At 69.9% G+C, this 21,042-nt stretch carries 20 protein-coding genes; 5 read left to right on the forward strand and 15 right to left on the reverse strand.

What is annotated here, in order from left to right; genetic code table 11:
- Positions 1-24: 24 nt before the first annotated feature.
- Together OXG79_02970 and OXG79_02975 are read left to right on the forward strand one after the other, a co-directional pair.
- On the forward strand, positions 25-1,434 hold the full coding sequence (locus OXG79_02970; protein ID MCY3782730.1) for a c-type cytochrome: 1,410 nt from the start codon (positions 25-27) through the stop codon (positions 1,432-1,434).
- Positions 1,435-1,436: 2 nt separating this feature from the next.
- On the forward strand, positions 1,437-2,522 hold the full coding sequence (locus tag OXG79_02975; protein ID MCY3782731.1) for an imelysin family protein: 1,086 nt from the start codon (positions 1,437-1,439) through the stop codon (positions 2,520-2,522).
- On the opposite strand, the gene OXG79_02980 is transcribed toward OXG79_02975, so the two are convergent.
- From OXG79_02980 to OXG79_03030, 11 genes are all read right to left on the reverse strand, one after another.
- The gene (locus OXG79_02980; protein MCY3782732.1) at positions 2,519-3,910 is read right to left on the reverse strand and encodes an HTTM domain-containing protein; all 1,392 of its coding nucleotides are present in this window, start codon (positions 3,908-3,910) and stop codon (positions 2,519-2,521) included. The genes OXG79_02975 and OXG79_02980 overlap by 4 nt on opposite strands.
- A gap of 8 nt (positions 3,911-3,918) precedes the next feature.
- Entirely contained in the window at positions 3,919-5,076 is a 1,158-nt protein-coding gene (locus OXG79_02985) for a hypothetical protein (protein MCY3782733.1), read from the reverse strand.
- Positions 5,073-5,933: a sugar phosphate isomerase/epimerase gene (locus tag OXG79_02990; protein MCY3782734.1), complete on the reverse strand. Its 861-nt coding sequence runs from the start codon at positions 5,931-5,933 to the stop codon at positions 5,073-5,075. Before OXG79_02990 ends, OXG79_02985 begins: the two co-directional genes overlap by 4 nt.
- A 12-nt stretch (positions 5,934-5,945) precedes the next feature.
- Positions 5,946-6,779 (reverse strand): NYN domain-containing protein, encoded by an 834-nt coding sequence (locus OXG79_02995; GenBank protein ID MCY3782735.1) that lies wholly within the window; start codon positions 6,777-6,779, stop codon positions 5,946-5,948.
- A 70-nt stretch (positions 6,780-6,849) separates the two neighbouring features.
- Positions 6,850-7,911: a site-2 protease family protein gene (locus tag OXG79_03000; protein MCY3782736.1), complete on the reverse strand. Its 1,062-nt coding sequence runs from the start codon at positions 7,909-7,911 to the stop codon at positions 6,850-6,852.
- A 363-nt stretch (positions 7,912-8,274) separates the two neighbouring features.
- Positions 8,275-9,030 (reverse strand): NYN domain-containing protein, encoded by a 756-nt coding sequence (locus OXG79_03005; GenBank protein ID MCY3782737.1) that lies wholly within the window; start codon positions 9,028-9,030, stop codon positions 8,275-8,277.
- Positions 9,027-9,599 carry a hypothetical protein gene (locus tag OXG79_03010; protein MCY3782738.1) on the reverse strand — a complete coding sequence of 191 codons (573 nt, stop codon included), beginning with the start codon at positions 9,597-9,599 and terminating at the stop codon, positions 9,027-9,029. Before OXG79_03010 ends, OXG79_03005 begins: the two co-directional genes overlap by 4 nt.
- Positions 9,559-10,509: a GTP-binding protein gene (locus OXG79_03015; GenBank protein MCY3782739.1), complete on the reverse strand. Its 951-nt coding sequence runs from the start codon at positions 10,507-10,509 to the stop codon at positions 9,559-9,561. Before OXG79_03015 ends, OXG79_03010 begins: the two co-directional genes overlap by 41 nt.
- Positions 10,510-10,655: 146 nt before the next feature.
- A complete protein-coding gene (gene polA, locus OXG79_03020; GenBank protein MCY3782740.1) occupies positions 10,656-13,343 on the reverse strand; it encodes a DNA polymerase I in 2,688 nt (895 codons plus the stop codon).
- Between the two features lie 51 nt (positions 13,344-13,394).
- Complete coding sequence (locus tag OXG79_03025) at positions 13,395-14,240, reverse strand: XdhC family protein (GenBank protein MCY3782741.1); 846 nt, start codon at positions 14,238-14,240, stop codon at positions 13,395-13,397.
- A complete protein-coding gene (locus OXG79_03030; GenBank protein ID MCY3782742.1) occupies positions 14,210-14,539 on the reverse strand; it encodes an XdhC family protein in 330 nt (109 codons plus the stop codon). The genes OXG79_03025 and OXG79_03030 overlap by 31 nt, the downstream gene beginning before the upstream one ends.
- Positions 14,540-14,704: 165 nt before the next feature.
- Here OXG79_03030 and OXG79_03035 point away from each other — a divergent pair, with 165 nt between their 5' ends.
- On the forward strand, positions 14,705-15,748 hold the full coding sequence (locus tag OXG79_03035; GenBank protein ID MCY3782743.1) for a dihydroorotate dehydrogenase: 1,044 nt from the start codon (positions 14,705-14,707) through the stop codon (positions 15,746-15,748).
- Here OXG79_03035 and OXG79_03040 read toward each other — a convergent pair.
- Positions 15,662-16,714, reverse strand: coding sequence for a DUF933 domain-containing protein (locus OXG79_03040; GenBank protein ID MCY3782744.1), 1,053 nt, complete (start codon positions 16,712-16,714; stop codon positions 15,662-15,664). The genes OXG79_03035 and OXG79_03040 overlap by 87 nt on opposite strands.
- Before the next feature lie 103 nt (positions 16,715-16,817).
- On the opposite strand from OXG79_03040, the gene rpsT reads away from it, so the two are divergent.
- On the forward strand, positions 16,818-17,105 hold the full coding sequence (gene rpsT, locus OXG79_03045; protein MCY3782745.1) for a 30S ribosomal protein S20: 288 nt from the start codon (positions 16,818-16,820) through the stop codon (positions 17,103-17,105).
- Here the strand turns inward: rpsT and holA are convergent.
- Entirely contained in the window at positions 17,102-18,085 is a 984-nt protein-coding gene (gene holA / locus OXG79_03050) for a DNA polymerase III subunit delta (protein MCY3782746.1), read from the reverse strand. The two genes, rpsT and holA, sit on opposite strands and share 4 nt — an antisense overlap.
- Positions 18,086-18,415: 330 nt before the next feature.
- Between holA and OXG79_03055 the strand changes: the two genes are divergently transcribed.
- The gene (locus OXG79_03055) at positions 18,416-19,792 is read left to right on the forward strand and encodes an aminotransferase class III-fold pyridoxal phosphate-dependent enzyme (GenBank protein ID MCY3782747.1); all 1,377 of its coding nucleotides are present in this window, start codon (positions 18,416-18,418) and stop codon (positions 19,790-19,792) included.
- A gap of 21 nt (positions 19,793-19,813) precedes the next feature.
- Here OXG79_03055 and OXG79_03060 read toward each other — a convergent pair whose 3' ends face one another.
- Complete coding sequence (locus OXG79_03060; protein MCY3782748.1) at positions 19,814-20,650, reverse strand: phytanoyl-CoA dioxygenase family protein; 837 nt, start codon at positions 20,648-20,650, stop codon at positions 19,814-19,816.
- On the reverse strand, positions 20,650-21,024 hold the full coding sequence (locus OXG79_03065) for a hypothetical protein (protein ID MCY3782749.1): 375 nt from the start codon (positions 21,022-21,024) through the stop codon (positions 20,650-20,652). The genes OXG79_03060 and OXG79_03065 overlap by 1 nt, the downstream gene beginning before the upstream one ends.
- Positions 21,025-21,042 lie beyond the last annotated feature (18 nt).

Here is a 21,042-nt window from a genome sequence, read left to right on the forward strand (position 1 = left end):
CCTGGGTGCGGTGACCCCGGGCCAGTGGTTCTGGTCGGAGCGCGGCGCGCCTTCGGGCGGCTGGCGGCCGTCGTATTCACGGGCGCATTGCTCGCCTCGTGCGGACCCGACCGACCGGGCATTGACCTCGATTTGGTTTTCGACGAGCGGTTGGGCGGGGCGACGACGGCGTTCAGCGCCGGCAGCAACGCGTTCGAGCTCTCCGCGCGCAACCTGGCCAACGAGGAGCGGCGCATCTTCGAGGTGGGCGACAGCTTCTTCACGCAAAACTGGGTCACGGCCCCGGCGTCGACTGAAGCGCGCGACGGCCTGGGCCCGACGTTCAATGCGCTGTCGTGCTCGTCCTGCCACGACCGCGATGGCCGGGCCAAGCCTCCGGACCATGACGAAGATCCCGAGCGCGGACTGCTGCTGCGGCTCAGCGTTGCGGGGCCGAACGGCCCGGTTGACGACGCGGTCTACGGCGGCCAACTGCAGGATCGCGCCGTCATCGGCATCGCGCCGGAGGGGCGGATCGAGATTCGCTACGAGATCATCGGCGGCGCCTACCCGGACGGCACGCCGTTCACGCTGCGCAAGCCCACGTACATCATCGTGGACCTTGCATTCGGTCCGCACGATCCGGCGATCATGATCTCGCCGCGCATCGCCTCCGCCGTCATCGGCATGGGCTTGCTGGAGGCCATTCCGGCGGAACGCATCCTGGAGCTCGCGGACCCCGACGACGCCGACGCCGACGGAATCTCAGGCCGTCCGAACATGGTTCGGGACATCCGGCGCGGGGAGGATGTGCTGGGGCGATTCGGGTGGAAGGCCAACCAGCCCACGGTGGAGCAGCAAGCCGCCGGCGCGTTCCTGGGTGACATTGGGATCACGTCGACCCTGTTCCCGCAGGAAAACTGTCCGGCGGCGCAAGACGCGTGCGCGGCGGCGCCCAACGGCGGTGCGCCCGAGATTCCGGACGAACGGCTCGCCCAAGTGGCGTTCTACGTGCAGACCCTGGCCGTGCCGGCGATGCGCAACGTTGACGATCCTCGCGTGCGACAGGGCGCGGAGCTCTTCGTCCAGACCGGCTGCGCCGCGTGCCACACGCCCAGGCACGTCACCGGGAACGATCACCCGGTCGAGCCCCTGCGCAACCAGACCATCTTTCCATTCACCGACTTGCTGCTCCACGACATGGGCGAGGGGCTGGCGGACGGGCGGCCCGACGGTCTGGCCACCGGACGCGAATGGCGCACGCCGCCGCTGTGGGGCATTGGCCTGGTGAGCGTCGTCAACGGTCACACCATGTTCCTGCATGACGGGCGGGCGCGGAGCATCGAGGAGGCGATTCTCTGGCACGGCGGCGAAGGGCAAGCCTCCCGCGATCGGTTCATGGCCCTGACGCGGGACGAGCGCGTCGCGCTGCTCCAGTTTCTGAGGTCACTGTAGTGATGAACCCATGGCGCCGGCTCTTGACGGCGGGATTGCTGGTGGTGGCGGTCGGATGCGGCGAGGGCGCTCCCGACGACTCCGAGGTCTTGATCAGTCTCGCGGACCAGGTGATCGTGCCCACGTACCAGGCGGCGGCCGCGGCGGCCGGCGACCTCGAGGCGGCGCTTGATGCCCTGTGCGCGGTGCCCTCGGACAGCACGCTGCAATCCGCGCACCAGGCGTGGCGGGACGCGCGCGGCGCGTGGCTGCGATCGGCGGCGATGGCGTTCGGTCCGGTTGCGGACCGACGCTCCGGCGGGCTGATCGACTGGTCGCCAATCGATCCCGAGCGAATTGAACGAATGCTGGCACAGAATCCCGCAGCGACCGAGGACGCGGTGCGGAACACCCTGGCGTCGACGCAGCGGGGCTTTGGGGCGATCGAGTACGTCGTGTTCGACCCGGACGCGGTGTCCCGCCTGTCCGCCTCCGCCTCTCCGCGCTGTGACTACGTACGCGCGCTCGGCGGGTTGATTGCGTCCGAAACCGGCGCCATCGTCGATGAGTGGACGGTGTCGCGGAATGGCGGCCCCGCCTACCAGGACTTCCTCACCGGACGGTCGTCGAGCTCGATGCTTGAGAGCGCGGCGGTCGCCGAGGTGGTGCGGACGCAGGTTTTCCTCATCCGCGCACTGACGGACTTGCAGTTGGCGGCGGCCTTGGGGCTGCGGGGCGACGGTCCCGACCTTGCGGCCATTCCCGGTGGGGCGGGCGGCAATGGTCTGGCCGACTTGCGCGCGACGGTGCTGGGCATGCGCGACGTGTACCTGGGAGACGCCGGCAACGACGGGCTCGGGGTCTCGCACCTGGTCACTCCGCTGTCGACCGCGGCGGACGAGCGCATGCGCAGCCAATTCGAAGACGCGTTGGCGGCGGTAGACGCCGTGGAGGGTCCGCTGCGCGCCGCCGTGGTGGACCGGCCGGCACAGGTGCGGGCGGTCTATGACCGGGTGATGGACCTTCGCCGCACGCTCAACACGGAGGTGGTGAGCCTGCTGGGGGTCGCGGTCGGTTTCAGCGACACCGACGGCGACAGCATGCGCTAGGACACGGGCGGTGTATTGGGGCCGTCCGGCGCGGGCAGGATCCACGGCTTCGGCGCCAGGCCCGGCGAAACTCCCGCCAGGTTGACTTCGGGGTCAATGAAGCGCACGGCGGGACGGCCGTTGAACGTGACGAACACGTCGGCGCGTACCTCGACGTCGCGGCCCCGGCGCTTGAAGTCGTCGGCGATGAAGTGCGCCGTTTCCAGGATCATGTCCGGCTGGTAGGCCATGCGCTCGGCCTGGAGAGGCGTGAGGTAGTCCTCGGGATACGCCAGCCACTCCTGCCCGGTGAGGGGATCGGTGACGCGGAATTGGGCGTGACCGGTCTTCTCCGTCAGCATGACGCGCCAGGCAAAGCGGTAGCCCTCCTCGTTGAATCGGACCTCGCCGGGATAGGCCCAGTGACGCAAGGGCACGATGACTTGCGCCAAGGCAAACAGGCCAAGGACAAGAACGGCCGCGCGGGCCGTCCAGCCGGGGGGCGCGGCGGATCGCAGCGTGAAGGCCTCTTTGGGCGGTGGGCGGCGGCGGAGCCTCGCCAGCAGCCGCCGGGGCCAGTCGGGTGAGAAGAAGATGAGCGTCCCCAAGATCATGACCCACGGGAATATGCCGATGGGAAAGAGCACCCACGTTGCCAGGTGAAACGCGATGACCACGAGGTACGCGAATGGGCGGCTGCGGCGCCACAACAGCCAGCCCACGATGGTGAGGTCGAATGCGGCCCCGGCCCAACTCATGGCGTAGGCCACCCAGGCCTCCTTGAGCAGCGGGCCGACTAGGAATAGGTCGCCGTTGTTGTAGAGCCAGATCCGCAGCGGCTGCGCGTGCAGCAGCCAGTCGGGATTCAGCTTGGCGATGCCCGAAAACAGATACACGACGCCCAGCTGCGCGCGGAGGGTCCAGAGCACCCACACGGGGATCGTGTCCCGGCGCCACGCTGGCCTTCGCCGGGCGTCCAGCGACGCCGTTCGGTGCAAGGGCATGAAGATCATCAGGAAACTGACCAGGCTTACCCAGTAGTAGTGGTTGAGATAGGTCGTCTTGTCGATGAGCTCGACGTAGGTGAAGAGGACAAAGAAGGCCGCGATGCAGAGGCGGTAGCGGTAGCCGAGCGCCACGCCCAGGCTGGCCACACCCAGCAGCGCGAAGTGGAGATACATGCCCCAGGCCGGCCAGGGCTGCACCCACTCGAAGCCGAGGTATTTGAAGTGACGCTCGGGCTCGATATAGAGCTCGGCGATCCAGCCGTGGGCGGCGAAGCGGCCGACGGCGAACAGCCCAAGGAGCCCGAAGGCGATGCGAAAGGCCGCGGCCGAGGAGGCGCTCACCGGGTGGGCGGCGGCCAACGCGACGCGGTCGAAGCCGGCCGGCCATGACGCCGGGCGCACGAGCCCCGCTAGAGGTCCGTGTGGCCGGTGGCCGCTTCCTGGACGGCGCGGTAGACCGGGCGCGGCGTGAAATCCGGGTCGACCATGCGGAAGTAGTAGGAGGCGTCGTCGGGTCCCAGGGCGGCGAAGGACTGGCGGAAGAACCAGATGCCGAAGACGCCGATCCAGGGCCATTCACTCAGGCCGTAGCGCACGCCGTCGATGGTCCAGGCGGCCTGCTGCGCCTCCTCGACGCGCCGCCAGACGGGCTGCGAGACCTCGAGGTCGGGCGGTGCGGCGTTCCAGCCGTAGGCGCTGAGCCAGACGGCGGCGTCGCTGCGGCCGTATTCCACCATGAGGTTGCGGAGCAGCTCGACGCGGCGGAAGTTGAGCACGCGCGGGTCCGCCGGCGTATTTGGGGAGTACTGCATGCCAAAGGCCGCCGCCGCCTGGATGTCCAGGGTCTCCGCGGCGCCGTGGTCGTAAGTCTGCCGCAGAAAGGCAAGGTCGCTGATGGCGCGCGGGTTGTTTTCCAGCGTGGGGGCCAGCTGCGCGGCGGCGACGACGAGGCGGTCGTCGACCGACTTCAGGGCGTCATGGGCCACGCGCAGCAGCTCGGCATAGCCCGCCGGATCCGGCGCGGCGCCGCCCCAGTTGGCGGCGAGGTTGGGCTCGTGCCAAATCTGGTAGTGCTGGATGCGGTCTTGGTAGTGCTCGGCGAGGGTGCCCAGAAAGGTTGCGAAATCGGCAAGGTCCTCGGGCGGTGCGGTGGGGCTTTCGCGACCGGGCCGCGCCCACGGCGGTGAGCGGTCGATGCGGGCCACGACCGAAATGCCCTGCTCCAGGGCGCGGTCGACAATGTCGTCGAACCGGTCCCAACTGCTCTCGCGCCGCTGGGGATTGACGAACAGTCCCTGGCCAACCGACTCGACCGCGTCCCAGCCGATGCGCTGAAAGATCCAGCGGACGCCGGCGTCGCGCAATAGCTCCAGGCTGTGGCGGCGTTTCCAGGCTTCGTTCTCTTCATCCAGGAAGACGTTGGCGCCCCAGGGCTCGACATTGGCCAGGGGAAGGGGCCTCGGGGCGGTTCGGCGCACCGGCTCCGCGCCGCACGCCGCCAGCAGGCCGGCGCCCATCAAGCCGGCGGCGCCGCGCACGACCGAGCGGCGGTCAAGCGCGCGCGTCATGATTCGGGCTCGAGCCCCAGGTGCACGAGACATTCTCGGCTGATTTGGGCGCTGGCGGCGGGATCGCGGAGCGTAAGGTCCTGATCCACCACGAGCCATCCGTCATAGTCGCTGTTCCCGAGAATCTCCAGGATGCCTTCCAGGTCGACGTGGCCGCCGCCAAGCTCCGGGAAGCCGCCCTGGTGGACGAAGGCGGGCAGCGTGCCGCCCAGCGCCAGGTGGCGGTCGCGGAGATCGGCGTCCACGTCTTTGAGGATGACGTAGGCTACCCGCTCGATGCGGTCGCGGATGAAGGCGCGCGGGTCGGAGCCCAGATAAAACAGGTAGCCGACGTCGACGGCGAGCATCAGCGACGTGGGGTCGGTGAGCGACAGCAGGCGATCGAGCTCCGCGCTGGTCTCCACGTGCGAGCCGAGCTGGTTGCGAACGACGACCTGGAGCTCGAACTCCTGGGCGCAGATGTCGGCGGCGCGGGCGAGGCACTCGGCGAGGTGGCCCCACTGGTCCGGCTGCAGCTCCTCGGCGGGATCGCCGTGGCCCGCGGCCGCCCAGCGTTCGGGCACCGCGTGGGCCGCCGCGACGACGTAGGAGGCGTCGAGGTCGGCCAGGAACTCGGCCACGCGCCGGAGTTGATCCAGCTCAACGTCGTGGTACTCGGGGGCGAACCAGTTGGCCGCGAAGCGTCCGCCAATGAGCGGAAGGCCGTCGTCCGAGACGATGCGGCGCGCGAGCGGGGCGTCGCCAACCAGGTCGGTCACGCCGCCTTCGAGCCCGGCATATCCGGCGTCGCGGGCCTCCTCGGCGACGGTGCGAAACGGCGCATCACCCCACATGGTGGCTGCGATGCCTACGCGCACGGCGCCACGGGGCTAGTCCGGGGCGTCGGGATTAGGCCCGGCGCGCCCGCTCAACCGCTCTCCGGGCAGGGCGGTGAGGCGTTCTCGTCGTTTGGGAGGGTCCGCTGCCGGCGTTGCCGCCGCGGGTTCAGGCGCGGCAGTGGGCGGAGGCGGGGGAGGCGACTCGGGCGGCGGAGGCGGCGGCGGGGGCGCCGCGCGGCGCGGCCGGGGTTCCTCATCAGGTCGATTGGGCGGTCGCGGCGGGGCGCGGCGCGACCGGGGTTCCTCGTCGGGTCGATCGGGTACCCGCGCCCGCGCCGTCTCGCCGGGGGCGGCGCGCGGTGGCGTGGGACGCCGGCGATCCCGGCGCGGGCGTTCGCGGCGCACCACGTCGGACAGCAAGTCGTCCAACTCCAGCGTCTCGTCGGCCGCGGCGGCCAGCGGCTGGCTGCGCCCCGCGCCGCTGGCGACGACCTGCACCCGCACCCCCCGGCGCTGCACGGCTTCGATGAGCGGCACGAAGTCCGGGTCGGTGGTCACCAGCGTAAGGCGGTCGATATAGGGCGTGAGGTCGAGGGCGTCGACGGTCATTTCGACGTGCACGCTGGCGTAGAGCGTGCCGTCGTCGCGGCGTCGCAGCCGTTTGGTCACGAGCTTGTAGCCGGCCCGAGACAGGCTGCCGAGGTCCAGGTGCGGGGTGGGCTGGCCCTCGTGCTCGGTGCCGTAGGCCGTGGCGCGCACGAGGGTGGCGTCGCCCGTGAGCCGGTCGCGCAGCTGCTGGAAGTCGATCGTCCCGCCGCCGTTTGCGGCGAGGGCCTGCAACGAGGCCAGATCAATCAAGACGGCGGATTTGTTCGCTGCGGCCACGCCATGCTCCCAGTGCCGATTCAGGACTGCCTAGATGATAGTGGACCGCGGCAGACGCTCGGCGGGCCGGTTAGGTCTTCTGGCGTCCGGCGCGGAGCAGGTCGCCGACGTAGACCCAGCCAACGACCCGGCCGCCGGCGTTGACCACGTAGTAGCCGCGATGGCGACGCTGGGCGTCCTGGAGCACGCCGTCGAGCGACGTCTCCGGTTCGAGCACGTCGGCGGGATCGATCTCCCGCGCGACATCGCCCACGCGGGTCGTCTCTCGCAGAAACGGCGGTACGGCGGCGATGTCGCGCGTGGCGACCATGGCGTAGACGTCGCCGGCGGCATCGGCCACGGGCCAGACCGGAGGAGCATTCTCGGCGCTGATGCGTGACTCGACCTCGGCGATGACCGCGTCAAGAGGAAACGGCGCTTGGGTGAAGGCCCGCGTCACGTCGCGCACCACCATGGAGCTGAGCCGTCGCCGAATGTCGCCCTCGCGCAGCGCCGAGCGCGCGGCCGACCAGAGAAACCAGCCGATGAACACGGCCCACAGCGCCTGCACGCCAAGGCCGCGAAAGGCGATGAACTGCACCACGCCGAAGAGGATCAGTAGGATGCCGAACCCGGCGCCGGCCAGGCTGGCGACGCGCGTGGCCGTGTGCACGTTCTGCGTGATGCCCCAGACGATGGCCCGCAGCACGCGTCCGCCGTCGAGCGGAAATCCCGGCAGCAGGTTGAAGGCGGCCAGAAAGAGGTTGATCTCGCCGAGCCACTGCGCCGTCACGCGCGGCACGGTGGCCGGCGGCAGCACCTGGGCCAGGGCCAGGAACACGCCGCCGATGGCGGCGCTGGTGAGCGGGCCGACAATGGCGATGGCAAACTCCTGGCCAGCGGCGCGCGGCTCCTGGGAGATCTCGGCCACGCCGCCGAACACGAAAAGCCGAATCCGGGGCACGGCGATGCCGCGGCGAACGGCCATCAGGGCGTGGGCCGCCTCGTGGGCCACGATCGAGCCGAAGAAGACGACGCTGGCCAGCAGCCCGCCGGCCCAGTAGCTCGCCTGCGATCCCGGCGGTGGCGGCGCGAGGCCCGCTTGGTCGGCGGATTCGAAGAGCCGCACCGGGATCACGGACTCCGAGGTCATCCAGGCGATGATGACGAAGATGATGAGCCAGCTTGGGTCGAGCGTGATGGCAGTGCCGCCGATGCGGAGAATGGTCCAGCCGCGCGAGCGGGCGGCGCGCGCCCCGCGTCTCCGCCGCGGCGAAACCTCGCCCGGGGGCGACGGTGGGCTAGTTCCCAGAGGTGAGACCCGGCGTGATGATGAGCGAGGCGACCAGCAGGATCACGGCGATTACCGAGATGACGGCCCAGATGCGGGCTACCGTGAACCAGCGACGCATGCGGCGCCAGGGACGGCGCCACGCGCCCGACGATTCTCGGCGCGACCGGCGTCGGCGCCGGCGGCGACCGCTCATATCGTGTCCGGTGGGGGCGCCATGGCCGGTCAGGCGCTGGAGGCCGACGCGCCGGCGCGGCTGCGGCTCCGCTTGGGGGCAGGGGCGCCCACGTGCACGGAGGTCAGGGCGCTGATGTCGTGCCAGGCATTGGCGGCCAGGCGCAGCTCTTCGGCAATCGCATCGGCGAAGGAGTACACCTCGACGCGCACGCCGTGCTCCCGCAGGTATTCAACCATCGGTACGTAGTCGCCGTCGCCGGACATGAGCGCCACGACGTCCATGGTCGGCAAGCGGCGGATCACGTCGACGACTAGGACCAGGTCGAGGTCGGCCTTGCGGGTGCCGTCGGCAAACACCTTGATGGGCTTGGTGACGATGTCGTAGCCCATGTCCCAGACGGGCGCGACCGAGCGCTGGTGCTCGAGCCGGCCGTTGAAGTCGGCGTAGATGGGGCAATAGGCGCGCGCGTGGACCGTGCGGCGGCCCTCGGTGACATGGGCCAAGAGCTTGGCGAAGTCCACGCGAATGGGATCGTCCGAGCCCCGATCCGTCAGGTTGGCCGTGTCCAGAAAGACGCCCAGGCGCAGTTTGGGGCCGTAGTCGGAGGCGCCATTCGATGTGTGCAGGGCGCCGGCGGCCCGGGAAAGGGCCTTGGCCGCGGCGGCCAGGTCGCGCTCGGCGGCGCGCGGCGCCGACACGGCGTCTTTCAACTCATCCATCAGGGCCCGCAGGTCGTCTTCCGGGCTGCCTGCGGATTCGGCATCGGGCGCGAAGTCTTCTGGGATGGGTGACAGTCGTTTCATGTTGCTTTCGTGACCTTTCGTCGTCGGGGCGTCGGCTTGGTTTGGCGTTTCTGGTCGAGCATCTCCTGGAGCTGCTTTTCGATGCCTTCCTGACGCGCCTCTTCGCGCTCCGCGGCCTCGCGCCGGCGCTTGGCGACGGCCTTGGCGCCCCCGCCGGCCTCCAGCGCGTCCCAGAGGGCTTCGATGGCGTCACTGTTGCCGCGGATCTTCAGGTTGGATTCAAAGGTGACGCTGATCATCTCTTGATCGAAGTTGTTGAGCTTCTTCTCCAGCGCGTCCAGGCGCGTGGTGAGCTGAAAGATGCGGGCGTCGAGGTCCTTGTCGCCGCGCTTGTAGGTGCGCTCGATCTGGACGACCTGGCGCCGCAACTCGCCGTAGTTTTCGAGCAGACCGTTGAGGTTGCGGGCAATGCGGCGATGGTGCGTGAGATGCGAGGGCAACTTGCCGTTGGCCTTGTCGGCGGACTCGTCGGCGTTCGCCTCGGCCGCGGCGGCCTCGCCCTCGGCGGGCGCTGGATTGGCGGGTTTGCTACTGCGTGAGCGACGGGCTCGGGATGTGCGTGTTGCCATTGGCGAGAAACTTCTCCATGGATCGAGGATCGAGATTGCGGCCGATGATTTCGAAGCGTGCCGGCGTCGGCCTGAACGTCCGGACCTCCACGCCCCCCATTACAACGTCGACGAGCAACGTGGCGTTGTCCACGCGCACGATGCCCTTGGCGCGAACCACGTCACCGAAATCGCCGCGGGCGAGAGCGGCAAGCCAGCGGTCGAGGTGGTCGCGCGCGAGCGACTCGGGCTGGAAGGTGGCGCGCTCGAGCCCGAGCGTGGAGAGCTCGGGTTGCTCTCCGTGGCCGTGGGCGCCGTTGGCCTCAGCGGGGGCAGGGCGGGGCGCGGCAATGGCGGCGAGGACGAGATCAAGGTCGACGTCCGCATAGCTGGTGACGGCCAGGGCGGCGTCGGGATTGAGTTGGCGGGCGGCATCGCGCGCGGTCTCGATCTGCTCCGGCGTCGCGATGTCGGCCTTGTTGATCGCCAACACGTCGGCCACGCGCATCTGGTCCACGTAGAAATCGCCGAAGGCCTGGTGGGCGGCTTCATGTCTGGCAGCATCGACGACCGTGACCACCGAGTCGACCTGGGCGATCTCGCGCACCTCGGCCTGGGTGAACACCTGGCCCAGCATGTAGGGTGCGGCGAGGCCGGTGGGCTCGACGACCAGCCGCTCCGGCGCCACCTCGCGGCCGATCTGGACCAGCGCCGCGAGCAGGTCGCCGCGCACCTCGCAACAGATGCAGCCGCCGGTGAGCTCGCGGACCCTCACGTCGGCGGTGCGCAGCACGTGCTGATCAATGCCCTCCCGGCCGAACTCGTTGACGAGCACGGCGATGCGGCCCAGGGGCTGGAGACGCGGGATCAACCGGCGCAGCAACGTGGTCTTGCCGGCGCCGAGGAATCCGTAGACGAGCGTGACTTTCACGAAGGAACTGGTGCGGATATACCAACTCGGGAACGCCACGGTGACCGGTGGTGGGACTCATGGCCGTCCATGAGCAGCCGCTGGCAGCGAGGCGTCAATCCCACACCCCAGTATCGCACGACGGGTGGATGCCTCACCGGCCCCGGCTACAGCTCCTCCATGTCGCGCCAGTTGGCGCCCACGCGCGCGTCGACGACCACGGGCACGCGCAGGGGATAGGCCTGGGTCATGCTGGCCGTCGCCAGTGGGACCACGGCGTCGAGCTCGTCCCGCGGCACCTCGAGCACCAGCTCGTCGTGGACCTGCAGCAGCATGCGGGACGCGAGGGCGTGGCGCTGCAACTCCTGGTCCAACTGGATCATGGCGATCTTGATGATGTCCGCGGCAGCGCCCTGGATGGGCATGTTGATGGCCACGCGCTCGGTGGCCGCCCGCTGGTGAAAGACGCGGGCCTTGAGACCCGGCAGATAGCGGCGGCGCCCGAGCATCGTCTGGACATAGCCGCGGTCGTGGGCTTCGGCGACGGTGCGGTCCATGTAGGACTTGACGCCGGGATAGGTGGCGAAATAGGTGTCGATGAACGCCTGGGCCTCCTCGAAGGTCATCTCGGTGCGCTGCGCCAGCCCCTGGGAGCTGATGCCGTAGACGATGCCGAAGTTCGTGGTCTTGGCGAGGCGCCGCATGTCCGAGGTCACGTCGGCGATGCCCACGCCGTAGAGACGCGCGGCGGTTGCGGCGTGGATGTCCTGGCCCTCCTGAAACGCGGCGCACATGGCCTCGTCCTCGCTCGCGTGGGCCAGCACGCGCAGCTCGATTTGCGAGTAGTCGATGGCGAGCAGGGCAAGATCGTCGGCGCCGGAGACGAAGGCCCGCCGGATCTCGCGTCCGCGCGCGGTGCGGATGGGGATGTTCTGCAGGTTTGGGTTGGCCGACGACAGCCGACCCGTGGCGGCCACGGCCTGGTTGAAGCTGGTGTGGATGCGCCCGGTCTCGGGAACGACAAGGTTGGCGAGGGCGTCGGCGTAGGTGGACTTGAGCTTGGAGATGGCGCGGAAGTCGAGCACCCGCTGGACCACCGGATGCGCGTCGATGATGTCCTCGAGCACGCCGCTGGCGGTGGAGTAGCCCGATTTGGTCCTGCGACCCGCCGGCAGGCCCAGTTTCTCGAAGAGCACAGGGCCTAACTGCTTCGGCGAGTTGATGTTGAACGGTCCGCCGGCGTCTTCGTGGATGGCTGCCGCCAGGGTCTCGATCTCGCCCTGCATGGCCTGCGAAAGTTCCCGCAGGGCGTCGGCGTCGATGGCCACGCCCCGGCTCTCGATGGCGGCCAGCACGGTGGCCAGCGGCATCTCGACGTCGCGCAGGATGGAGGTCAGGTCGTTGGCGTCCAGGTCTTGCTCCAGGCCGGACGCGAGGCGCAGGCAGGCGTCGGCGCGCACGGCCAGGGGCTGCGCGATCTCCTCCGGCGACAGCGTCGCGAACGTGTTCGGAGGCGGGGCGTCGACCATCGGCGGCGCCAAGGTCTCGCCCAGGCGGCGGAACGCCAGGTCGTCGATGGTCTGCGGCGTGGCGTCGGCGTCAACCAGGTAGGCCGCCAGCAACAGGTCGAGTTGCACCCCGCCGAGGTCCAGCCCGCAGCCGGAGAGTCCGCGTAGCAGCAGCTTGGAGTCGAAGGCGAGCTTGTCGTGGTCCGGCGAAGCCAGCCACACGCGGAGCGAATGGAGGAGGCTTGCGTCGCTCGGGGTGCAGGAAACGTAGGCCGAGGCCCCGTCCCAGGCAATCCCCAGGCCGCAGAGCTCGGGGCCGGCGCGGGTTTCGCGCAGCAGCGGGAACACCCCCGCCCGCTCGACGGTGAGCAGCCGTTCGCAGAGCTCGTCGGCTGCCGCGAGAGTGTCGACGATCTGCGGCGTGATTTCGGCGGTCGCCGGGGCGCCGTCGTGGGCCGCCGGCTCCGCGAGGCCGAACGGCAGGCGGTCCATCAGGGTGCGGAACTGGAGCTCCAGCATGAGCGCCGTCGTTGCCTCGGCGTCGGCCTGCCAAAGGCGCGTGCGGTCGGGATCGAATTCGACCGGCAGATCGGTGACGATGCGCGCCAGCTCGCGGGACAGCTCGGCCTGGTCACGCTGGTCTTCGAGCCGCCGCCGGGCGGCCGGCGCCACGTCGTCGAGGTGCGCGTAGATCTCGTCGATGTCCCGAAACTGCTGCAGGAGCTTCGAGGCGGTCTTCTCGCCAATGCCGGTGACGCCGGGGATGTTGTCGGAGGAATCGCCCACCAGGCCCTTGAAGTCCACGACCTGGTCCGGCTCGACGCCCCAGCGCGCGCGGATCGCCGCCGCGTCGTAGATGACCGGCTCACCGGTGCGCGGGTTGCTGCTGAGCACCTGCACGTGCGGCGTCACGAGCTGATAGGCGTCGCGGTCGCCGGTGACCAGGAACACGTCGAACCCGGCGCGCTCGGCCTGCACCGCCAGCGTGCCGAGCACGTCGTCGGCCTCGTAGCTTTCGAGGTCGTACGACGGGATGCCGAACACCTCCAGCAGCTCGCGCACCCGGCCAAACTGCACTACGAGGGCCTCGTCGGTCTCGGGCCGACCGGCTTTGTAGTCCTCGAACATGTCGTCGCGAAAGGTCTTGCCGGGGAGATCGAAGGCCGCGGCGGCGTGCGTGGGCGCGAGCAGGTCGACGATGCGCAGCAGGGTGGTGGTGAAGCCGAAGACGGCGTTCGTGGGCTCGCCGGAGGCGGTGGCGAAGTGCTTGGGCACCGCGTGATAGGCCCGGTGCAGCAGGGACGCTACGTCGAGAACGATCAGGCGCGGGCGTTGCTCGGTCGCCATGGGCGGCAGTGTACGCAGGGGCCGTCGTCGGTCCGTGGTTGCGCGATCGTTCTAGGCGGGGTCGCCTTCGGCTCGGAAAAGCTCCAGCGAGAGATGCGAAGCGCGGCCGCCGCGGCGCAGGTTGACGATCTCGGCCATGATGGCGAGGGCGATTTCGGCGGGCGTGCGACTGCCGATGTCCAGGCCGATCGGGGCGTAGACGCGCCGGAACTTGTCGGGTGAAATCCCCTCCGCCAGCAACGTCTGGTGGACGATGTGCACGCGGCGGCGGCTGCCGATCATGCCGATGTAGGGCGCGGGCGTGTCGAGCAGTTGGCGCAGCGACTCCTCGTCGTAGCGATGCGCGCGGGTGACGAGCACGACGTAGGTGGCCGGATCGACGCGCAACTCGGAGAAGAATTCGTGCATCGGGTCCACCACGACGCGGTCGGCGGTGGGAAAGCGCTCGCGGTTGGCGTAGTCGGCGCGATCGTCCACGACCCAGGTCTCGAACTCCAGCAGATCCGCGCAGAGGGCCAGCGGCTGGGCGATGTGCCCGGCGCCGGCAATGACGAGCCGCGGCGTGGGGACGATGGGGTCGAAGAACACCTTGACGTAGGCCGCGGCGCGGCGCGAGGCCGGGCTGCCGTCAGCGGCATAGGTGTGGGTGATGGGCTCGCCGGTCCTGAGGGCGTCAGCCGCGTCTCGGGCGACGGCGCCGTCCAGCGCCTCGGACCCGAGCGAGCCGATGAGGCGATCATCGGTTTCAAACCGCAGCTTGAGGCCGAGGTCGACGCCCGGCACGCGGCGCACGCCGGCGACGTAGACGAAGACTTGGGGTGTGCGCGAGGCGATGGCGCCGAGCGCCGCCGCCGCCGCGTCCGTGATCATGCCGCCGCCGCGGCAGAGGCCTCCCATGGCTCGATCAGCACGTCGAGCGTGCCGCCGCACACATCGCCTTCACCGCGCACGTCGTCGACGAGATCGATTTCGATGTTGCGCGCGCGGCCGTCGGCCAGGGTGCGACGGGCGTTGGCCCGCACGTCGGATTCGACGCAGCCGCCGCCGACGGTGCCCCAGCTCGATCCGTCCTCGAAGAACAACATGCGCGCGCCGATGCGCTGCGGGGTCGAGCCGCGGCTGCCGACGACCAGCGCGGCGACGACGCGCTCGCCGCGGCCGGTGCGCTCGAGGATGTGGCGGAAGAACGGCTCCATGGCCTGCAAGTTTAGCCGAGGGCGATCACGCGGGCTTGCCGGTGGCCCAGGCTGCGCGCAGCCTGGGAGATTCAACCGTGGCCAATCCCGCGCTGCACGCAGCGCGGGCCACCGGAGGTGGGGTTCGGCCGCGCGTGTGCTAGCGTCGCGTGGTCGACTGATTCGGTGTGGAAGGCCCTGGCTGGGATCGCGCCCGCGCTGACGGTGAATCTCGCGCCGTCCCATCGCGACGGTCTGGTGTTGCGCTCCCCGGTGCTGACGGCCTCGGGCACCTTTGGGTTCGGGGACGAGTACCGCGACCTGGTCGACCTGAGCCGGATCGGTGCCATTGTCACCAAGACGGTCACGCCGGAGGCCCGTGAGGGCAACCCGACGCCGCGCACGGTCGAGACGCCCGCCGGCATGCTCAACTCCATCGGATTGCCGAATCCGGGAGTCGCGGGCGTGCTGCGCGAGAAGGCGCCGATCTGGCCCGAGCTGCCGTGTCCGGTCGTCGTGAGCGTGTCGGCGCACGACTCGACAAGCTGGACCGCTCTAGCGGGAGCGTTCGACGGCCTGCCGAACGTCTGCGCCATCGAGGCGAACCTGTCGTGCCCCAACGTGGCTGGCGGGCTGGACTTCTCGGCGACGCCCGAGGCCGCGGCGGCGACGGTGGCGGCGGTGCTCGCCGGCACGGAGTTGCCGGTGATCGCGAAGCTGTCGCCCAATGCCGGCGACATCCGGCCTATCGCGCGGGCGGTTGAGGATGCGGGGGCGCACGCCATTTCGCTCATCAACACGATCGTGGGACTGGTGGTCGACGTGGAGCGACGGCGGGCGTTCCTGGGCGCCGGCAGCGGCGGCGTCTCGGGACCGGCGATTCGTCCGGTGGCGTTGCGCTTCGTCTATGAGGCGCGGCAGGTGGTGGACGTGCCGATCGTGGGCATCGGCGGGATCGCCTCGACCGATGACGCGCTGCAATTCCTGCTGGCCGGGGCGGCGGCGGTGCAGGTGGGCACGGCGACGTTTCGCGAGCCGCGCACGGCGGAGACCATCACCGACGGCCTGGCGGCATACGCCCGCGATCACGGCCTGGACTCGCTGCAGGAAATCGTGGGAACCGTGCAGCCGGCGCCCGCGGCGTCAGCGACTGAAGTGGATCTGAAGGACGTCGCGGTCGGCGAGCACGTGGTCGCGCCCGACGCGCTGGAGACGGCCGGCGGCGCGTAGCGGCGCAAGTCCGCCGGAAGCGACGACCTCATCGCACGGCGCGACGTCCGCGCCGATGAAGCGCTGGGCAAAGTCGCTGTGAATCGTGGCCGCGGCCTCGAGCGCCGTGCCGCCGACGGGCAAGAGCCAGGTCGTGGCGGCGGCGCGGTTGGCGGTATAGAAGACGTGCAGCCCGGCCGCCTGCGTGACGGCGGCTCCGACTCGGTCGGCGGCGGTGCCGGGGAGGCCAAGATCGGCCCGGAAATCCTCGGCGTCATCGGGCTCCAGGGACCAGATCTCGGCCTCGGTCTCACCGGCGACGACGGCGACGGCGGGTAGATTGGCGGTCGCGCGGGCCGCGGCGGGCGCGTCGGGGTCGGGAACGTTGGCAATCACCGCGCGGGTCTTGGCGGCGAACAGCCCAAAGCCGCGCAGCGCGCGCTGGTCGTCGGGCGTTAGGGCCTCAAGATCAAGCACTGCCGTGGCGGCAAGCTGCTCGCGCGTGCGGTTCAGTAGCTCGAAGGAATGCTGCGCCTCGCGCCGTTCGAGGCGCGGGCCTTTGGTGGCCCGTTCGTGGGCGCGCGCGGCTGCTCCGTCGAGGACCTCGAGATCCCACAGCGCAAGCTCGGCCGCCAGGTCGTCTGTACTGGTGCGCAGGGCTGACTCCACGTCGGCCCCCGATTCAGGTCGAACGACGAACCCGAGGACGTCGGCGGTGCGCAGCTCTCCCAGCCAGGCGGGGTTGACATCAGCGCCGAGTCCCAGCCCGTGTCCCGGAAAGTGCCACAGGGTGAACTGAGCCTGAACCACCGATTGCGAACCCATGACCTCGGCCAGGCGCTCCAATCGGCGGTCGTGCAGCCCCAAGGCGCCGATGCGGCGCGGCATGCGGTCGCGTGAATCGACGACCTGCGAGCCGACGGCGGCGTCGAACACCTGGTCGATGCCGCTATCCGGGCGGCCGATGAGCGCCACGGTGGGCTGCACGAAGTTTCTCCCAACCGACGCGGCCGGATGTCCTGGTCCGTTGGTATATTAGGGCGGCAGGCGATCGCAGCCTGCCTCGTCTTTTCTCTCGCCAGGTTGGGCCATGCCCTCACCCAAAGAACTGAAACGTCAGCACGCGCGCGCGAAGAACGTGCGGCGCGAGCAATTCAAGCGCGCGCGCAACGCCAGCGTGCGCTCGACGGTGCGGCGACTGGTCCGGCGCGCGCGAACGGCCATCGACGAGGGCGACGCGGCGGCCGGGGAGGCCGTGCGGGCCGCGCAGGCGGCGCTGGACAGCGCGGCGCGGCGCGGGATCATTCCGCGGAACGCGGCGGCGCGTCGGCTCGGACGGCTGGTGAAGCGCCAGCGCGCGACGGAGGAAGCCGCCTAGCGCCGACCCGGCGGGGTCGCCAACCGGGCCGTCAGGATTTCGAGCAGCGCGTCTTCCTCGCTGCCGGTCGATTTGAGCGCGCGATCCGTGCGCACCACCTCGCCGTACATGCGCTCCAATAGCCGAGGCGAGGTGCGCCGAGCCTGCGCGTGCAACTCGCGCGCCCGAAACGGCGGCACGCCCGCGCGGCGCGCCACTTCCTTGGTGTCGCCCCCCGCGTCGTCCACGGCCTTGGCCGTGGCCAGGCGCCGCATGGCCGTGCCGATATCGGCCAGGATCATTTGCTTGGGCGCTCGCAGTCCCAGCAGGTCGTGGAGCACGCCCAGCGCCCGGCGCGGGTGCTGCGCCGAGACGGCGTTGATGTAGTCCCAGCGCCGGTGCTCGCCGATGGTGGCCGAGGCCGCGTCGACGTCGTCCACGGTGAGCGTGCCGGTGAAGCCGGCGTAGGCGGCCAGCTTGTCGACCTCGCGGGCCAGCAGCCCGGCGTCGGGCGTGACGATCTCGACCAGACGCTCGGCGGCCGCGTCATCGAGACGCACGCCCTGGCGCTGGGCCAGCCGCCGCGCGAACTGCGCCGCCCGGCGCTCGTCCAGCGGCCGCACCTGCCGCACCTGCGCGCCGGCGTCTTCCAGCTTGGAGAACGCATTGACACGCGAGCGGCTGCGGCGGTCGCCCAGGTCCACGTAGGCCAGCGCCGCAAGATCGCACGGCGCGGCGGAGCCGGCGCCGGCAAACTCGGCCAGCCAGGGCAGGACCTTCTTGTCGCTCGTGACCAGCGCCTGGGCGTTGGTCACGAGCACCTTGCGGCGGCCGCCGAACATGTCGATGGCGCCGCAGGCCTGGGCCACATCCACGAGCGACGTTTCGGCGCCGTCGAGGCGGGTGAGCGAGAGGTCGTCGTCGGCGTCGCTGAGGCCGAGCGCGATGCGCGCCTCGTCGTGGATGCGGGGCTCGCGCGCACCGAGGAAGACGAAGAGCATCCGCGCGGCCTCCCCACTTGCCAACGCTCAAGGGTACGGCGCGGCCGCGCCGTGCCGCGAGCTTGGCGCGGTTTGGCGGAGAGTGAGCCTGGGCTGGATTCCCCCACCCCGCCTGCGGAGACGCGTGCATAGCCCCTCCGTCATTCCGGCGGAGGCCGGAATCCAGTCCGGCCGAATCTGAAGGCGCGACGGATGCTTGGAGTCGGGCGGATCTTAGACCCGCCCCTACCGGATCTTGCAACGGTCTCCCTGCGCGGGGACAGGCGCTAAGGGATTGGCGGACTTGACCTAGCCCACACTCGGACGTTGACACCAGCACGCGGCGCGCCCATGCTGGCACGCCTACAGCAGTTTGTGGCGGTGGTTAGCGAGGGGGCAGTCGTGGCGACGCAGGCGACGGGCGGCCGCATCGATCAGGTATTCGTGGACGGGAATCCGGGATCGCAGGAGCTTTACGCCCGTGCTCGCCGGGTGATCGCCGGCGGTGTGACCCACGACGTGCGCGTGCACTCGCCATTCCCGGTGATGGTCGACCGCGCCGAGGGCTCCCGGAAGTGGGACGTCGACGGCAACGAGTACATCGACTACACCATGGGGCACGGCGCGCTGATTCTGGGCCACGCGCATCCCATCCCCACCCAGGCCGCCATTGCGCAGCTGAGCCGCGGCACCCACTACGGCGCCAGCCACGAGATCGAGACTGCGTGGGCCGAGCAAATCTGCGAACTGATGCCGAGCGTGGAGCGTGTGCGCTTCACCGGCTCGGGCACCGAGGCCACGCTGATGGCCATGCGGCTGGCGCGGGCGCACACCGGGCGCGAGCGCATCGTGAAGTTCCACTACCACTTTCACGGCTGGCACGACTTCGCGCACGTGGCGCAGTCCGACCCCCTGGAGGTGCCGATGTCGGCTGGCATTCCCCAAGCCGTGCAGGACACGGTGACGGGCATTCCAACCGACCTGGACCGCGTGCGGGAAGAGCTGGCCAAGGGCGACGTGGCCGGGTTGATCGTCGAGCCCACGGGCGCGGGCTGGGGCGCGGTGCCCCTCGACCCGGCGTTCGTCAAGGCCCTGCCGGGTCTGTGCCGCGAGCACGGCACGGTGTTCATCCTGGACGAGGTGGTCACTGGGTTCCGGCTGTCGCCGGGCGGATATCAGGCGCTGCACGACGTGACGCCGGACCTGACGACGATGGCGAAGGTCCTGGCCGGCGGGCTGCCGGGCGGTTGTGTGGGCGGTCGCGCGGACATCCTGCAGCGGCTGGAGCTGCGCGGCGATCCGCGCTGGGACCGCGGTCAGCGCATGGCGCATCCGGGCACGTTCAACGGCAACCCGCTTTCGGCGGCCACGGGCGTCGCGGTGCTGCGGCACATCGCCGACGGCGCCGTGCACGCGCAGATCGACGCCCAAACCGAGCGGCTGCGGCGGGGAATTCAGGACGTGTTCGACCGGCACGACCTGGGGGCCATTGCCTACGGCGAGTCGTCCTACTTTCACGTGGCCATGAACGGGACGCCCTCGCGCAGCGGCATGTCCGGCGACGACGGCGCCGCGCTGCGCCGCGCGCTGCACAGCCACGGGGTGCACATCATGACCAGTGGCGGCCTGCTGTCGACGGCGCACACCGACGACGACATCGACCGGACGATCGAGGCCTTCGACGCCAGCGTGCGGGACCTGGAGGCGGACGGGCTGGTCGGAAGCTAGCGGAGACCGGCTCGGGTCACCTCAATAGGTGACGGCGGTGGGGTCGCCGGGGAAGCCTGCCGACGGGGCGCTGCGGTTGCCGGGCAGGGGCCAGCCCTGGCCGCCCATGGTGCGGTATTCGTCCGCTTTGCCGCAGAGCCAGAAGAACATTTCCGCCGCGTCCAGGCATTCCTGGAACTGCTGCCGAGGAGTGGTGATCGGGAAGGTGTAGTCGGCCATCCGAAAGTCGAATTCGGGCTCGATGATCCAGTCGCGGACGGGCGGCGCGGTGCGCCAGTAGTTGTATTTGAGGAGATTGCGGACACCCTGCGCGGTGGACGCGGATCGGCGGTGCCAGATCGAGTAGACGGTGAGAAAGATCGAGCCGGCGGAGGCGGCGGTCTTGACGCTGTGGCGCATACCGCCGTAGTGCCCCATGAAGCTGGCGTGCTGGAACAGGTAGTGCGAGCCCGGGATCACCTCGGTCGGGCCCATTTCGGGCGTGCAGGCCTCCGGGTAGTAGAAGACCTGGAGGTAGTGCAGCGAGGGGCCGTAGCGCGACTGGCCGTCGCGATGCCAGTGCTGCGCCTCGCGGGGCATGTGGACGCGGTGATTGCTCATGAGCACGGGCGTGGTGAACTCCGCTCCCAGCAGCGTGCGAATGGCGCCGGCGGCGGCCGGGTTGAGGATCACGCCTTCCATGAACCAGTCCTCGGCCAGGATGGCGGTCGGCTCGAAGTAGGTGTCGTTGTCGAGGAACTCCACCGCGCGGCGATTGACCTCGTCCGGCACCACGCCGTCGAGCAGGAGGTAGCCGTTCTTGCAGAAGTCGAGGACTTCGGAATCGGTCAACGTCGGCTGGATGTGCGAGGTGTCCATCAGGCGCTCCGGATCTTTTCGAGGACGAACTCGGCGCCGTAGGCGTAGGTGCGCGACTCGTCGAGCAGCAGGGCGAGGTTGGGAAAGTCGATGATGCGCCAGCCGTCGCGGACGGCTTCCAAGACGGTCTGATAGGGCCAATCGTCGGGATCGCCCGGGCCGTCGGACACCTCGCCGTCGAGGACGATGCGCATGCCGATTACCTCGGAATTCAAATCGGTGCCTGAGGCTTGCAGGTAGAGCAGGTCCTGTGTCGCCGCCTCCGCCGCCGCCACCTCGTCCCGAATGGCGGCGAGCGTGGACTCCTGCAACGTTCCGGCGCGAAGCTCGGCGAGGGCCAGATCGAGCTTGGCGGCGATCGCTTCACGCGACATCGCGACCTCCACGGGTGC

The organism is Chloroflexota bacterium (assembly GCA_026706485.1).
Lineage (GTDB): Bacteria > Chloroflexota > UBA11872 > UBA11872 > UBA11872 > JAJECS01.

Coding starts and splice junctions, on each gene's coding strand:
- OXG79_03055 (MCY3782747.1), top strand. CDS start 18,416: ATGCTGGCACGCCTACAGCAGTTTGTGGCGGTGGTTAGCGAGGGGGCA.
- rpsT (MCY3782745.1), top strand. CDS start 16,818: ATGCCCTCACCCAAAGAACTGAAACGTCAGCACGCGCGCGCGAAGAAC.
- OXG79_03060 (MCY3782748.1), bottom strand. CDS start 20,650: ATGGACACCTCGCACATCCAGCCGACGTTGACCGATTCCGAAGTCCTC.
- OXG79_03025 (MCY3782741.1), bottom strand. CDS start 14,240: ATGGGAGGCCTCTGCCGCGGCGGCGGCATGATCACGGACGCGGCGGCG.
- polA (MCY3782740.1), bottom strand. CDS start 13,343: ATGGCGACCGAGCAACGCCCGCGCCTGATCGTTCTCGACGTAGCGTCC.
- OXG79_03010 (MCY3782738.1), bottom strand. CDS start 9,599: ATGGCAACACGCACATCCCGAGCCCGTCGCTCACGCAGTAGCAAACCC.
- OXG79_02985 (MCY3782733.1), bottom strand. CDS start 5,076: ATGACGCGCGCGCTTGACCGCCGCTCGGTCGTGCGCGGCGCCGCCGGC.
- holA (MCY3782746.1), bottom strand. CDS start 18,085: ATGCTCTTCGTCTTCCTCGGTGCGCGCGAGCCCCGCATCCACGACGAG.
- OXG79_03030 (MCY3782742.1), bottom strand. CDS start 14,539: ATGGAGCCGTTCTTCCGCCACATCCTCGAGCGCACCGGCCGCGGCGAG.
- OXG79_02975 (MCY3782731.1), top strand. CDS start 1,437: ATGAACCCATGGCGCCGGCTCTTGACGGCGGGATTGCTGGTGGTGGCG.
- OXG79_03005 (MCY3782737.1), bottom strand. CDS start 9,030: ATGAAACGACTGTCACCCATCCCAGAAGACTTCGCGCCCGATGCCGAA.
- OXG79_03000 (MCY3782736.1), bottom strand. CDS start 7,911: ATGACCTCGGAGTCCGTGATCCCGGTGCGGCTCTTCGAATCCGCCGAC.
- OXG79_03065 (MCY3782749.1), bottom strand. CDS start 21,024: ATGTCGCGTGAAGCGATCGCCGCCAAGCTCGATCTGGCCCTCGCCGAG.